Here is a 12,710-nt window from a genome sequence, read left to right as displayed (position 1 = left end):
AACTGTAGGCAGGAATCCAAAATGATCTTAATCATACCAATCAGAAGTCAGATCATTCCAATCTTTGTTATATTCTTCAATTAGGTTTATTTTCCATTGTCGCTTCCATGCCTTTAATCTTTTCTCTCTTTCTATTGCATCATTAACATACTGATATATCTCAAAATATATTAACTTATTCAAATCATATTTTTTAGTAAATCCATCAACATATTTACTTCTATGCTCAAAAACCCTTCTTTCCAGATTATTTGTCATACCAATATATAATGTCCCATTCTTTTTGTTGGTTAGAATATATACCGCATATTGATGTCTTGGTTTTAACATTTCAATTCAATTGTGGATCCCAGCCTGCGCTGGGATGACAAATTACTGGAATGACAACAATGATCTTAATCACACCTCAACTGCTTTTAATGCTTCGGTGTTCTTTCTTGCCTGTTCTAGTTTTTCTTTATTATACAGCGAGATTACAAACTGGTTAGTATAACTCATACCTTCTTGCTGCACAATACCTTTTTGCTCATTAGACTGTCCTTCTTCTGCAAATAAAAACTCTTCTAATACGCATGTTTTTTTATTTTTTATAGTATCTAACCACATATTTATTGAGTTCGTATTCTCCATATGAATCAGCAAAGTATTATCCCCATCGATCAATTGTACCATCTTGGGTATATTATGTTTTGCTCTCCAGGTGGTTATCATTGCAATCCTATCGTTTTCACTACTTTCTTTTAGAAAAGGCAAGTCTGCCATAGTGATCTTCCACCGGGCTTTTGCTAATATAAACTCTTTATATACTACCCTAGGTAAAAAAGTATGCTTCTCTAACGCTTCTCCCCAATAAAACCCAAGGCCTGGTCGACCGCCTTGCTTTTGTACATCACATAAGAAATGATATACCGGCAATGCATTAGCACTATAGTTATGGGCATTAGTCAAACGAGGAATAATTTCTTTATTAAGTGTTTTAGAACGTAATATAATACGACCATATCGCACCGATATCATTAGATCTGATATAGATATCTGCTGCTCTATAGGTACATTAGATTTTCCTAAATACGGGATTTCATACTCACGTATGGTTGCTCTGCGAATTACATTACCCGTCCTGGATTCTGGTAAATGAACAACTTCGGCCAGGATCTGGTTTTGATACATTTCTTGTTCTATAGCTGCAATACCCTGTACGTGTTTTAAAACATCCTCGTTTCCGGTAGAAAACCGCCCTAACAGATTCGCTCCAGAGGATCCTCCTACAGAAGAAAATATCATCTTTTCTTCGCCATCAACCGTTGCAATTTGAGCAATTGTCGACATGGTATCAGGCAAATCACCCCAGTCTAATCCAAGATGTTCAACATCTTTATCTTCGAGTGCCAGCGTATATTGGTTCTCCTTATGTATATGTTGTAATTTCTTATTTAGAATTTCCTGTACCGGAGTCCAGTGCATTTCTTGTTTTGAAGCCGGTTTGGAAGGAATATACAGATCGTCTAAAAAAGAAGTAGAGTCACTGGCATCCTGATGTTGAAGGTATCCAATACCTACTTCGGTATCTAAAGCAGTAGCCAGAGGAATTTCCTGGGTTTCGTATCGTTTTGTAAATGCATCTTTAAACCGTTGTAAGTGCGTTTCTGATGAAGCGCTATTCATTCTGTTTAACAATTCTAGTGCCCGCGTTAACTTATATCCCCATCGTATATTTAATTGATTAGATTGTGTCTGGGTATACATATCGGTCTGAAAAAGATATTTTAACTCGAAAGGTGTTTCTAGTTTCGCTACCCGCTCACTAAGTTTTAGGTATTCGTCAGATCCATTACCCAGTTTCTGATCTATTTGTTCCAGAAATTTTTTATAGGAATCAATCTCTGTTAGTATAACATCTGTACCTTCTATCTGACTCAAACAGGCTTCTAACTGTTCTAAAAAATCATCTCCGGTTACAGAGGGTTCTATCTCACTCACCAGGATTTGATTGTCTATCAATTCATCTATAAATTCTGAAGCTTCTTCGTGCGTAATTTCGTCATCAACCAGAAGAGACGCTAATTCTTTTATTTTTTTACCAGTCCTGGCACTCTCGATTATAGCTTCGAGATACTCTGCATAGGCTACCGCCTCGATAGAATGTTCTCGCCGATTATATTTGTTATACTTGTATTCTATATATCGATATTGATCTCCGATTTTATACAAGCTATTATTGGTATACCACAATAACTGTTTTTTGATCGCCTCTTCTTTGGCCATCTTTTGCGAGAAAGCCACCAAAAAGTTCATATCAAACCGGGTTTGTCTTTGATGAGTATCATAATTAGACAATTCTATTGCTGTAGTCTTACCAAAAGTTCCTATACTACAACCGGCAAATAATCCAAAGGGAGTACAACGCGAACTCATCCTGGATAGATATTTTAACAAAGATGATTCTAATCGTTTCTTCTTTTTAACATCTTTGAGCTGCCCCAATAACCATTTCTCGATTTCAGAAAACAGTTCTGGTGATGCCAGAAAAATAGCTTCTCTAATGCTGTCATTTTTCCAGACATCTTTAAACATTTCTACAGGTATCTCCTTCTCTTTGGTAAGGTTATGATAAAAATCTAATGGTAAAAGGGGAGTTCTTAGACAAAACTGATCAAAGAAGGTATATGGATTTTTTAGTTTCAAGAGGTGTTGGTATTATTCTATACTTATTTAACAGGATATAAATATACTATTTTCTGTTTTAAGATTTCTTTTAGACAATTATAACAAAACTATATGATAATCAATCGATTACTATTTTAAACTAAAGGTCTGCATTCTGCGAATCCCGTGTTTGTTTTCAGGAATCACGACTTCTTTCCTTTGTTTTTGGGGCATTATCAAAGGTATATTTGATCAAATCAAAAAACGTAGCAGTCGCTTTAGTTTCACTCAAAAAAATCAAAACTTATGATACACGTACTGATCAATTTCATTTCACAATTCACCGCTTTTCTGATGGATCATTTTATCATCATGTATCAATCTATTGTTAACGTTTAAAGAATATTCCAGTATGAAACAGTTATTTCCAAAAGAAATTATAGAAAACACCATAGAGGTACATCAGTTTGAACATAGTAGTAAAAGTAAGATGATCTATACAACGATATTGGTTGCTTTTATTATTGCATTGGCACTATTACCGTTCATCAAAGTCGATATTTATACTACGGCAAGAGGAATGTTAAGGCCTAGTAAAGAACGTATTGCTATTACTCCGCTTCAATCAGGTAAAGTTGTTTTTGTAAATATGGTGGATAATCAAAAAGTAAATAAAGGTGATACCTTGCTTATGACCAATACTTCGGTAGTAAAGGAACAAATCACCCGATCCTCGACACAGATTAAAGAGACCGAGCAGTTTATTGCAGATTGTGAATATCTGATCAATACGGCTAAGCCGAAATTTAACAACATACAATCGGCACGTTACCAAAAAGAGTATCTGTACTTCACTCAAAAAATACAGGAGCTAAGAACCCGATTTGAAAAAACAAAAATCGATTACTTGCGTAACCAAAAACTGTATAAAAAAGGGGTGGTCGCCAAAGTCGATTATGAGAATAGTGCTTTTGAGCATCAACTGGCATCGAGTACACTGCAACAATATCGAAAACAACAAAAAAATAACTGGCAGGCCACAGTAACAGAGTACCACAACACCATAAGAGAATTAAAAGGTGGATTAACACAACTAAAACAGAATCAAAAAGAGCTGTTGATTACGGCACCTATAGATGGGATTCTTAAAAATGTTTTGGGTATCGAGCCGGGTAGTTTAATTGCAGGAGGATTAACTATTGCCGAAATATCTCCCGATACCGGACTGGTTGCAGAATGCTACCTCTCGCCATCAGATATAGGATTAGTGAGCCGAAATAAATCGGTGAATTTTCAGATCGATGCTTTTAACTATAACCAATGGGGATTAGCTACCGGAAAAATTCTGGAGATCAGTAAAGATGTAGATATCATTAATGAACGACCTGTTTTTAAAGTACGCTGTGCTATCGACCAGGGACATCTCGAACTTAAAAATGGTTTTAAAGGGAGTTTTAACAAAGGGATGACGCTTAGCGCACGATTTCAACTTACACAACGCACCTTGTATGAATTACTTTATGATAAAGTCGATGATTGGCTTAACCCATCGAGTCCCACTATAGCAGAAGTAGTGAATGTCGAATAAATGAATAGTGAAGTTGAGAAATATAAAATAATGAATATGAAAGCGATAAGTAAAAAACCTGTTACACTCTTTAAAAACAGAGTTTTGTAAGTGAGGCAGTAGATATATAAATCTCACTACTCTTATCTCAATACTAAATATATTATGGCTAAAACAAAAATAAAACAACACGATATCACTGATTGCGGTGCAGCTTGTCTGGCATCAATTTCGGCACATTATAAATTGCAACTGCCAATTGCACGTATTCGACAGTTTGCAAGTACCGATAAAAAAGGAACCAATGTATTGGGATTAATTGAAGCTGCCGATAAACTCGGGTTTGAAGCCAAAGGAGTACGTGGGGATCTGGACAGTTTGTTTAAAATCCCCAAACCCGCCATCGCTCATGTGATCGTGAATGAAAAACTACATCATTATGTAGTGATCTACGAAGTAACTAAAGAGCACATCAAAATAATGGATCCGGGAGATGGTAGGTTTCATAAAAAAACACATGAAGAATTTACTGCAGCATGGACGGGAGTATTGGTACTACTACTACCAAAAGAAGATTTTACAACAGGTAACGAAAAAGTATCGGTTTATAAACGATTCTGGTTTTTATTAAAACCGCATAAAGGAGTATTGACACAGGCTTTTGTTGGGGCGATCATCTATACCTTACTAGGGTTCTCTACCTCGATATACATCCAAAAACTTACTGATCATGTTTTTATGGGTACCAGTACCAAACTGCTTAACCTGTTAGGAATTGTAATGGTCACATTATTACTTCTAAAACTAATAGTAGGAGCATATAAGGATGTTTTCCTCATTAAAACCGGACAACAGATCGATTCGCGACTCATTCTTGGGTATTATAAACACCTGTTAAAACTACCACAGCAATTTTTTGATACGATGCGGGTCGGAGAGATCATCTCCCGAATTAGTGATGCTGTAAAAATCAGAAACTTTATCAATGGAGTAGCCTTAAACCTAACCGTTAATATTCTAATCCTGATATTTTCTTTTGGATTGATGTTTACCTACTATTGGAAACTGGCGCTGATCATGCTGGCGATTATTCCAATATATGCGATCATATATGTAATTACGAATAAACTAAACAAGCGTACAGAACGAGGAATTATGGAAAAATCTGCAGATCTGGAGAGTCAGTTGGTAGAATCTCTAAACGCTGTAGGAACTATCAAAAGATTTGGTCTTGAAGGCTTTGCCAATATTAAAACAGAAACCCGCTTTATTGGGTTATTAAAAATAGGATACAAGTCTGCATTAAACAGTGTGTTTTCTAACTCTAGTACCGGTACTATTGCACAATTATTTACCATCATCCTATTATGGAGTGGTTCTTTTTTTGTAATTCAAAAAGAAATTACTGCCGGAGAACTTATGGCTTTTTATGCCATTATAGGATATTTTACCAATCCTGTTGCCAGTTTAATCAGTGCTAATAAACAGATCCAAAATGCATTGATTGCAGCAGATCGTTTGTTTGAGATCATGGACCTGGAACGCGAAGAAGAGGAGCAGAAAATAAAACTCACAAAAGATAGTATTGGTGATATCAATTTCTCTAGTGTAGGGTTTAGATATGGCTCCAGAGTAGAGGTTTTTAAAGATTTTAATCTTGAGATTCAGACAGGAAAAATCACAGCCATTATCGGGGAGAGTGGTTCAGGAAAATCTACTCTGATGTCTTTACTACAAAATATCTACCCTATCCAGAAAGGACAAATATCTATAGGAAATCAGGATCTGAAACACATCGAGAATGGTAGTCTAAGAGATCTGGTAAGTGTGGTGCCACAAAAAATAGATCTATTTGCCGGTAATGTGATAGACAATATTGCAGTAGGAGAATTTGCTCCAGATATAGAGCGCATTATGGAAGTATGTAAAGCCATAGGTATTCTTGAATTTATAGAAAATCTGCCTAATAGCTTTGCTACATATCTGGGAGAAAACGGAGCTACCTTATCCGGAGGGCAAAAACAACGTATTGCCATTGCCCGAGCATTATATAAAAATCCTGAAGTATTAGTCCTAGACGAAGCTACCTCATCACTGGATAGTACTTCTGAAAATTATATCCAGAAAGCAGTACAAAGTCTGCGCGATCAGGATAAAACCATCATCATTATTGCCCACCGATTAAGTACAGTGATTAATGCCGATAAAATTGTAGTACTCGAAAAAGGGAAAGTAGTAGAAGAAGGAAATCATGAAGTATTATATGCCCGACAGGAAAAATACTATGAACTATGGCAAAAACAAATGCCAGTAGTAGATCATATCCCTAAAATAAATGCTGTTGCATAGCGAAGATGGTTCGGTAAAATTTAATTGATAATTATGTTTTTAAAATGCTAAAAAACTTTTTAATCTAAAATACCTGGTTATGAAAAAAATAGAGCGTCAAATTGAAGTCATAGAACGATTAAATCGGTTGATACGATTAGGAAAAACAGGAACCCCTGATCAATTATCCGAAAAATTGGAAATCTCAAAAGCATCTTTGTTTCAGATTCTTAGAGTAATGAAACAACTTAATGCTCCTATTGTATTTGATATCGCATTACAGAGCTATGTCTATGAAGAATCTGTAAACTTTACTTATGGTTTTTATACCCGTAAACTTTATGGAGAAGAAGTACTAGAAGTATCTTCTTATAGTGCTCAAAGTATTATGATGCAAGTAGATTTTAAATATCCAAGTCTAAGAATAGTATAATAACATTTAAAAAATAAACTCATGGAAAATTATGATCCACAAAAAAACGAAAGCAACCTAACAGAGCACAAATTAGAAAACGATTTTTTACAACAAGAAATCAATGATCCAGAACTAAAACATGTGATATCTGATGTTATTTCCTACTCTGAAGAGTATGAAATCTATATAGATCATGATGATATGAACGATTGGATGTTGTAACAGGATTATAAATCGATTTACAACATGCAATCACATTAATCATTAAGCTATTTTATTAATCAAAAAACAAACATTTATGAATATTATCATCAAGCAAATCGAAATGATCGAGAGAATTGACCGACTCATACGCCTACAAGCCACGGGAACTCCAGTAGAATTAGCATCGAGATTAGGGATCTCCAGAGCGCAAACCTATCGGATTATTGATATTATGAAAGAGCTAAATGCTCCTATCACTTATGATTTTACAATACAGAGTTTTGTATATGAAGAAAGCGTAGGTTTTAAATTTGGGTTTTATACAAAAGAACTCGATGCCACAGAGGTTAGGTCTGTTAACGGAGGAAATTCTTTTAAAAGATTACAATGCCTGGCCGCTATCATATAAAATGAAATCTCACAGATACAACCATAGACAAAAGGATTTATATCATTTATTTATAATACTTCCTATAATTTTAAATTGTTCAATATAGATAAACAGAAAAATCATAAAATCAATTCTATTACTAATTGTATACCATACTTATGTTTAACGCAACTATATAAATACACAAACCTAAATTTGGAGAGTAAAATGAAAAAATCTTTTGAATAAAAATCCTGGAAAATCAATTTTCCGGGATTTTTATATTTCACCCTATCGACTTTATCATTTTAACGTGAATAATGGATAAGAAATTTTCGTCAGTTTGAGTGCCAAATCTCTGATTTGGTGTATCGAAAACAAAACTTTTTATCAAAATCGTTTGGTTTTGTCATAGAAATCGAAGTGACGTATCTGCTCTTATCCATTATTCACGTCATTTTAATAAATTTTATAAGAGCATCTCATAAAATGAGACCATCGCAAACTATCATTGTAGTGTAAAAGAGATAGCGTAGCTGTCTTTACAGCTGTAACCACAAAATCATTAATCATTAAATCGTAAAAAATGAAAAATTTAAGTAACAAAGAGGCATTAGAAACCAATGGAGGATCAGCATTTCCTATTCCTAGTTGGTTACAACCTTTAGCAGATTATTTTTTTGGTGTACCAAAAGAAGAAAAGGAAAACTACACAAATTCAAATAATCACTAATTATAAAAAATTGAAAAACTTTTATTGATATCTGCTACTACTCGTAAAATCATTTGCGAAGTTACCTCTGGTTTTTTTAATATTCCAGCTACTTCGTTTACCCTATCATAATCATCGATAGTAAAAAAGAAAAGATTAAAAGAATTAGATCGTAAAAAAACGAACCATTTGGATTGATAACACATCAGTGTTTGCATTGTAAAAAAAGAGTCTTGTAGTAACAAGGCTCTTTTTTGCTTTATGCCAAACAATAAATACTCTTTTTTCCTGAAAAAGTATTAAGAAATTATAGTGTGTGTATTTCTGAAAATAAATACTAGATCCTACTCTAAGAAACATAAATAGTAAGGTGTTTAATAGGTTTCGAACATGTCTTAATTAAAAATAATCATGAAAAAAATGAAAAAAAATATCAGTCTCACAAGATGAGACAGCTCCACCGTATCATTGTATTGTGAAAGGGAAACAACAAAACTTTTCACGACTGTTGCAACAACAAAAAACAGTTTACATATCAATTTGACGGAATAGATAGTGTAAGCATAAATTAAAAAAACATTAATCATTAAATCGTAAAAAATGAAAAATTTAAACAACTTAGAATTTCAAGAATTATCACAACAAGAAGCGATAGAAATCAATGGAGGATGTCCTTGGTGTCTTGCCGCTGGTCTTGCAATAGTTGGTGGGTTTGTAGTAGGAGCAGCTGTTGGATTGGCTGTAGGGATAAGCAAAGGAATAAGAGAAGAGCTTGATGCAAAATAATTAACTAAATAACTTATAAATAATATTATCATGAATACATTAAAATTAGAAAACGTAAACGTTCAGGAATTAACTGTTTTAGAAACACAAAAAATTGATGGAGGAACTATAATACCTTATGGTCCTATTGTAACAGCTGTTACTGCTGCTGTGGCAGGTGGATATCTTGTAGGGAAAGAAGTTGGTGAAGAAATAGGTCATTGGATCGGAAAAGCAATCAAATATTTCTCTTAATAGGAAATCAACGTTTGATAGCTAAATTATTTCCACACATAAATTTATGTGTGGGAATAATTTGCTTCATAGTACCAAAAATGAAGTTTATAATACTAATAATTTTATAATTGATATGAAGTCTAAATTAATAACAAAATTTAAAATAATGCTTATATATATCGTAATCATCATTGCATTTTTAGGTTTCTTAGGAGGCTTAAAATTAGGAAAAAAAATTGGTCAAAAAGTAGGTAAAACAATTGCTACAGAATATTTAAACAAATAATTTTTAAACTGAATGTTATGGAATCAAAAGTCTTAATACATATTATAAAAGAAATAGAAACAGTAGAAAACACAATACAAGTAGAAGAATTTATTACTGATTTATTTGTATTTACAAAACAAAAGGATAATGATGTTTTCTATAGAAAAGATAAAGATAAATTATATGCTGTAAATAAAATAGCAAAAAACATAACACCTATTTCATTAGATCAAAGGCAACAACAAGTCAATCAATTCAAGAAGTTATTTTCTGAAATAGATGTTCGTGAAAAAGAAGAAAATGAAAGCAGAAAAGTTTTTATTGAAGGTAAAGGTAATATGGTTGTATTATCAGGAGAAGTAAAAATATCTAAATTTCCTGATCTCGAACATACTGCAAATCTTGGAGCATACACTCTATTAAGCAAATCAGCTCTGGTAGATATTGACATGAAAAATAACGAAATTACCAATTATGCAGATATTAATATTAATGTACAGGGAAAAAGAATTAAAAATAAAACCGTGATAAAAAACATTGAGGTTTTAACAACCGATATTAATCGATATGATTATTTACTTAATTATTCGGTAAACTAACCCCCTAATCTTCTATATGTATAGAAATCTATATAAAAGAATCTTTGTGATTTTCAGATGACCTTTTGAATTCTATGGTCGTTCGATCGTTCGGCTATCTGAAAATGTATTGCATTCACTCTATTGTATAACCGAAAAAACATTTTATTTTGGATCAAACGGTATTAAAAGTTCTTTTGCAACTTAAAAGAGAACTCTCGCTAGAAATTTCTAGTGAGAAATTAGAATCACTTTTGCTTAGTCATCAGGATTATCCCAGTATCTTTTCTTTTTCTGATACATTAAAAAAAATAGGTGTCGAAAATAAGGCAGGGAGAATCTCATCGGATCAATTACTGCAATTATCTCCTATTTTTCTAGCGTATTCTATAGAAGATGGCCTGGTAATCGTTACTAAAATTTCAAGTACCAAAATAAACTACTATAGTGGTAATAGTAATACCCTTATTGTAGAAAGTTTCGAAGGTTTCTTACAGAAATGGAATGGTATTGTACTTTTGATTGATACCGATGCTATTGTTAAGATGTCTAACGAAGATCTGGCTCGCGAAAAACTAAAAAGAACGAAGGATTTTGGAGCTTTGTCTTTATTAGCTATTCTTATCACCTTATCGATAAAAAGTTATCATGGAGTATTTAATCTGTTCTTAATCACAAAATTAGCAGGAACTCTTATTAGTCTACTAATAGTATATACCGAGGTTAGCATCATACATAAATCCAAATTTTGTAAATCTAATGATCATATAAGCTGCGAGGGTGTCTTAAATTCTGGGGCTTCCAAAATTTTTTCCTGGCTTTCTATGTCAGATTTAGGGTTATTATACTTTTCAGGAAGTTTCGTATCGGTTTGCATTGCTTCGATGACCTCTAATTTCAAGAGTGTTACTTTTTTGATCAGTATACTCTCCTTTTTTGCATTTCCATATATATTTTTCTCTATTTACTATCAATATAAAATAGTCAAAAAATGGTGCATGCTGTGCCTGTCAATCCAAGGGATATTTTTTATTGAAACCATACTTTCTTCATATTTTCTTTTTAACAACAACTTCGAATCATCTATACAGGGGTTTCTCATACCTGGTATTTCTTTTTCACTCATCATCATTATATGGTCCTATCTAAAAGGTCCTGTATATAAATATTTTCAATTTAAAGAAAGTATGTACAAATATGCAAGGCTAAAAAACAATCCCGAAGTTTTTACACTGCTACAAGAGAAAGAAAACCTTCTTAATACTGCTTTTACTGAAAATCATATCGTGTTCGAAAATTCTAAGGATATTGATAAAAGAGCAGCTTTGGTCATAAATCCTTATTGTCATCTTTGCGCAAAAGAGTTCCAAAAAATCCTTGAAATCAATAAAACTTCTGAAGGTATCAATTTCTCGTTGATTTTTTCTGATACAGACAGCAATGAAATCTCACAATTCCTTATTGAACTGTATTATAAAATGACAAAATCAGAATTCTTATTCGTATTAAGTAAGTGGTTTGAACACAAAAATTTAAACACACTAAAAGAAAAATATGCTATAGAAATATCTGAAAAATCAAGAGCAACCTATGCTCAACACAAAAAATGGTGTACTCAGAATAATATTCTACAAACTCCGCTTACTATTTTTAATAATAGAAAATTGTCAAATCACTATACTATAGAAGACCTTATCACATTCTAATCGCATTTTCTATACTTTTTTTTAGAAAAAAATGTAGCGTCTCATAAGATGAGACATTCACCTCTTATCATTGTACTATCAAAAGGAAGTGAAAAGACTTATTACCATAAAATAACTATTAATCATAAAAACGCAAAAAATGAAAAATTTAGAAAAACTTGGAGTTCAATCGTTAAGTACCACTGAAACCAGAGAAACACAGGGAGGTATAATTTTCCCGGGACTTTACACAAGTTTAATAACTGAGGCTGTTATCTTGATACATAACGTAAAAAAAGTAATCAAACAATTATAACAAATTGTAAAAATTAAGCATCATGAAAAATCAAGTTATATCCCAGTACACCTTATTATCATCAAAAGAAATTACAACCATTAATGGTGGTTGCGGAGGAGAGGACATTGAGTGTCCAGAATTAGAGCTAATACAAGAAGTGTTAGACAACTTAAAATATCTGCTAGCAGTGCTCTAAACACTTTAGTATCATTAATAATCATCAATCTTAAAACAAAAATCATGAAAAATTTAAAATCATTCGAAGCATTAAACAACGCTCAATTAAGTACCATTAATGGTGGTCTGGTTATCCCAAATCTGGGAGATTTGGATACATTTCCGATTGTACCATTTGGTGATCCTAGAGAATGGGATAACTATTTCCCTAAAAAAGAAACTCCTGGTTTCTAAAACACTTTAATTTCATCAATCATCAATAACCATCAATCTTAAAACGAAATCGCATGAAAAGTTATAAAGCTGCATCCTTTCAGGAATTAAATGCATCAGAACTAATCATAATAGAAGGTGGTGCTTTTTTTCCTGCAATTTCTACCTCTGATGCACCATGATTACCTGGCCTTGACCACCAATTTAATAAAGGTTGGAAATGGGTCGGAAGCGGTCCAGGAGGTCA

General features: G+C 33.0%; 16 protein-coding genes. 13 read left to right on the top strand and 3 right to left on the bottom strand.

All coding sequences use genetic code 11. The features are described from left to right. Positions 1-27: 27 nt before the first annotated feature. Complete coding sequence (locus tag DK441_RS01640) at positions 28-330, bottom strand: GIY-YIG nuclease family protein (protein ID WP_109097194.1); 303 nt, start codon at positions 328-330, stop codon at positions 28-30. Positions 331-399: 69 nt separating this feature from the next. Further along, positions 400-2,685, bottom strand: coding sequence for a lantibiotic dehydratase family protein (locus DK441_RS01635; protein ID WP_109097193.1), 2,286 nt, complete (start codon positions 2,683-2,685; stop codon positions 400-402). Positions 2,686-3,058: 373 nt separating this feature from the next. Here DK441_RS01635 and DK441_RS01630 point away from each other — a divergent pair, with 373 nt between their 5' ends. The 6 genes from DK441_RS01630 (at position 3,059) to DK441_RS26395 (ending at position 8,263) form a co-directional block, all read left to right on the top strand. Beyond that, complete coding sequence (locus tag DK441_RS01630) at positions 3,059-4,234, top strand: HlyD family secretion protein (protein ID WP_109097192.1); 1,176 nt, start codon at positions 3,059-3,061, stop codon at positions 4,232-4,234. 144 nt (positions 4,235-4,378) lie between these two features. After that, on the top strand, positions 4,379-6,562 hold the full coding sequence (locus tag DK441_RS01625; protein ID WP_109097191.1) for a peptidase domain-containing ABC transporter: 2,184 nt from the start codon (positions 4,379-4,381) through the stop codon (positions 6,560-6,562). A gap of 79 nt (positions 6,563-6,641) precedes the next feature. Continuing rightward, positions 6,642-6,974, top strand: a complete 333-nt coding sequence (locus DK441_RS01620; RefSeq protein WP_074406957.1) for a hypothetical protein — start codon at positions 6,642-6,644, stop codon at positions 6,972-6,974. Positions 6,975-6,995: 21 nt separating this feature from the next. Further along, positions 6,996-7,178, top strand: coding sequence for a hypothetical protein (locus DK441_RS01615; RefSeq protein WP_109097190.1), 183 nt, complete (start codon positions 6,996-6,998; stop codon positions 7,176-7,178). Positions 7,179-7,254: 76 nt separating this feature from the next. Continuing rightward, entirely contained in the window at positions 7,255-7,569 is a 315-nt protein-coding gene (locus DK441_RS26875; RefSeq protein WP_074406955.1) for a hypothetical protein, read from the top strand. A 547-nt stretch (positions 7,570-8,116) separates the two neighbouring features. Further along, positions 8,117-8,263: a hypothetical protein gene (locus DK441_RS26395; RefSeq protein WP_159099148.1), complete on the top strand. Its 147-nt coding sequence runs from the start codon at positions 8,117-8,119 to the stop codon at positions 8,261-8,263. On the opposite strand, the gene DK441_RS01605 is transcribed toward DK441_RS26395, so the two are convergent. Then, a complete protein-coding gene (locus DK441_RS01605; protein WP_160111916.1) occupies positions 8,260-8,460 on the bottom strand; it encodes a hypothetical protein in 201 nt (66 codons plus the stop codon). The genes DK441_RS26395 and DK441_RS01605 overlap by 4 nt on opposite strands. 382 nt (positions 8,461-8,842) lie before the next feature. Here DK441_RS01605 and DK441_RS01600 point away from each other — a divergent pair, with 382 nt between their 5' ends. From DK441_RS01600 to DK441_RS26380, 7 genes are all read left to right on the top strand, one after another. After that, entirely contained in the window at positions 8,843-9,028 is a 186-nt protein-coding gene (locus DK441_RS01600; protein ID WP_109097188.1) for a Blp family class II bacteriocin, read from the top strand. A 30-nt stretch (positions 9,029-9,058) separates the two neighbouring features. Further along, positions 9,059-9,262, top strand: coding sequence for a class IIb bacteriocin, lactobin A/cerein 7B family (locus tag DK441_RS01595; protein WP_109097187.1), 204 nt, complete (start codon positions 9,059-9,061; stop codon positions 9,260-9,262). A gap of 285 nt (positions 9,263-9,547) precedes the next feature. Continuing rightward, positions 9,548-10,111 (top strand): hypothetical protein, encoded by a 564-nt coding sequence (locus tag DK441_RS01585; RefSeq protein ID WP_109097185.1) that lies wholly within the window; start codon positions 9,548-9,550, stop codon positions 10,109-10,111. Between the two features lie 149 nt (positions 10,112-10,260). After that, on the top strand, positions 10,261-11,796 hold the full coding sequence (locus DK441_RS01580; RefSeq protein WP_109097184.1) for a vitamin K epoxide reductase family protein: 1,536 nt from the start codon (positions 10,261-10,263) through the stop codon (positions 11,794-11,796). Between the two features lie 139 nt (positions 11,797-11,935). Further along, the gene (locus DK441_RS26390) at positions 11,936-12,091 is read left to right on the top strand and encodes a hypothetical protein (RefSeq protein WP_160111915.1); all 156 of its coding nucleotides are present in this window, start codon (positions 11,936-11,938) and stop codon (positions 12,089-12,091) included. A gap of 22 nt (positions 12,092-12,113) precedes the next feature. Then, on the top strand, positions 12,114-12,269 hold the full coding sequence (locus DK441_RS26385; protein ID WP_160111914.1) for a hypothetical protein: 156 nt from the start codon (positions 12,114-12,116) through the stop codon (positions 12,267-12,269). 44 nt (positions 12,270-12,313) lie between these two features. Next, the gene (locus tag DK441_RS26380; RefSeq protein ID WP_159099144.1) at positions 12,314-12,484 is read left to right on the top strand and encodes a hypothetical protein; all 171 of its coding nucleotides are present in this window, start codon (positions 12,314-12,316) and stop codon (positions 12,482-12,484) included. Positions 12,485-12,710: the final 226 nt, after the last annotated feature.

It is taken from the genome of Aquimarina sp. AU58, from assembly GCF_900312745.1.
GTDB classification, from domain to species: Bacteria; Bacteroidota; Bacteroidia; order Flavobacteriales; family Flavobacteriaceae; genus Aquimarina; species Aquimarina spinulae.
The sequence above is the reverse complement of the archived record's forward strand: the minus strand, read 5'-3'. Positions and strand labels throughout refer to the sequence as shown.

Excerpts from the sequence above, each read along its gene's own strand:
- DK441_RS01600 (WP_109097188.1), top strand. The coding sequence starts at position 8,843 with ATGAAAAATTTAAACAACTTAGAATTTCAAGAATTATCACAACAAGAA.
- DK441_RS01585 (WP_109097185.1), top strand. The coding sequence starts at position 9,548 with ATGGAATCAAAAGTCTTAATACATATTATAAAAGAAATAGAAACAGTA.
- DK441_RS26395 (WP_159099148.1), top strand. The coding sequence starts at position 8,117 with ATGAAAAATTTAAGTAACAAAGAGGCATTAGAAACCAATGGAGGATCA.
- DK441_RS26380 (WP_159099144.1), top strand. The coding sequence starts at position 12,314 with ATGAAAAATTTAAAATCATTCGAAGCATTAAACAACGCTCAATTAAGT.
- DK441_RS01605 (WP_160111916.1), bottom strand. The coding sequence starts at position 8,460 with ATGCAAACACTGATGTGTTATCAATCCAAATGGTTCGTTTTTTTACGA.
- DK441_RS26875 (WP_074406955.1), top strand. The coding sequence starts at position 7,255 with ATGAATATTATCATCAAGCAAATCGAAATGATCGAGAGAATTGACCGA.
- DK441_RS01640 (WP_109097194.1), bottom strand. The coding sequence starts at position 330 with ATGTTAAAACCAAGACATCAATATGCGGTATATATTCTAACCAACAAA.
- DK441_RS01595 (WP_109097187.1), top strand. The coding sequence starts at position 9,059 with ATGAATACATTAAAATTAGAAAACGTAAACGTTCAGGAATTAACTGTT.
- DK441_RS01630 (WP_109097192.1), top strand. The coding sequence starts at position 3,059 with ATGAAACAGTTATTTCCAAAAGAAATTATAGAAAACACCATAGAGGTA.
- DK441_RS01620 (WP_074406957.1), top strand. The coding sequence starts at position 6,642 with ATGAAAAAAATAGAGCGTCAAATTGAAGTCATAGAACGATTAAATCGG.
- DK441_RS01615 (WP_109097190.1), top strand. The coding sequence starts at position 6,996 with ATGGAAAATTATGATCCACAAAAAAACGAAAGCAACCTAACAGAGCAC.
- DK441_RS26385 (WP_160111914.1), top strand. The coding sequence starts at position 12,114 with ATGAAAAATCAAGTTATATCCCAGTACACCTTATTATCATCAAAAGAA.
- DK441_RS01625 (WP_109097191.1), top strand. The coding sequence starts at position 4,379 with ATGGCTAAAACAAAAATAAAACAACACGATATCACTGATTGCGGTGCA.
- DK441_RS26390 (WP_160111915.1), top strand. The coding sequence starts at position 11,936 with ATGAAAAATTTAGAAAAACTTGGAGTTCAATCGTTAAGTACCACTGAA.